The sequence below is a fragment of the Streptomyces sp. NPDC093252 genome, from assembly GCF_040683675.1.
GTDB lineage: Bacteria > Actinomycetota > Actinomycetes > Streptomycetales > Streptomycetaceae > Streptomyces.
Genome location: NZ_JBFBEM010000041.1, coordinates 1 through 1008 on the forward strand (window position 1 = coordinate 1; position 1008 = coordinate 1008).

A 1008-nucleotide genomic window follows, 5' to 3' on the forward strand; every position below is an offset into this window, starting at 1 on the left:
CTAGGGATTGTCCGGCCGATCATGTTCGGAGCCAGATGGTGAGGGCTGCGGCGGTTACGGTACCGAGGTAGATGTAGCCGCGCTTGTCGTAGCGGGTGGCAACCGCCCGGGCGTTCTTGAGCCGGTTGATGGCCCGTTCGACGGTGTTGCGCTTGTTGTAGCGCTCTTCGTCGAAGGCGGGCGGCCGTCCGCCGCGTGAGCCTTTGCGCAGGCGGGCGGCCCGGCTGTCGGTCTTCTCCAAGATCGTGTGCCGGATGCCGCGCCTGCGCAGGTACTGGCGGCAGGGCCCGTTGCTGTATGCCTTGTCCGCCGCCAGGCTGTCCGGCTTCTTCCGGGGCCTTCCCCGCCCCCGGCGGGGGACACGGATCTTCTCCAGCACGGGCTGGAACTGGCTGCAGTCCGCCCACTGTCCCGGCGTGACGGTCAGGGACAGAGGGCGGCAGCGGCCGTCGGCACTCAGGTGGAGTCTGGTGGTGAACCCGCCGCGCGAGCGGCCCGGGCCCTCACCTCCTGCACCACCTCCGCCAGCCGGGCGTAAAGGCTCTGCCACGGCGTCCCGTCCCGGAGTTCTGCCGGTTCGGCCCCCTTTGCCGCAAGGGCAGGCGGCGGATCGGTCCGGGCACCGGCCGCGTGCTGATGGGCACGGACGACGGTCGAGTCGACCGAGATGTCCCAGTCGATCTCCCCGGCCGCGTCGGCCTCCGCCTGGACCTGCTGGAGCAGACGCTCCCAGGTCCCGTCCGCGGACCACAGCCGGTGCCGTTCGTAAACCGTCTTCCACGGCCCGAACCGTTCGGGCAGGTCACGCCACTGCACCCCGGTCCGCACCCGGTGCAGGATTCCGTCGATCACCTGCCGGTGATCCCGCCACCTGCCACAACGCCTGTTGCCGACCGGCAGAAACGGCCGCAGCCGCTCCCACTCGGCATCACTCAGTTCACCCCGCCCCATGCCCACACCAACGACCCACGCACGGGACAGTCACATGATCGACCGGACAACCCCTAG

Annotated in this window: 1 pseudogene; it reads right to left on the bottom strand. The window is 69.8% G+C overall.

Features of this window, described 5'->3' with window-relative positions:
• Positions 1-19 precede the first annotated feature (19 nt).
• A pseudogene (locus AB0O01_RS36485) lies at positions 20-951 on the bottom strand (IS5 family transposase).
• Positions 952-1008: the final 57 nt, after the last annotated feature.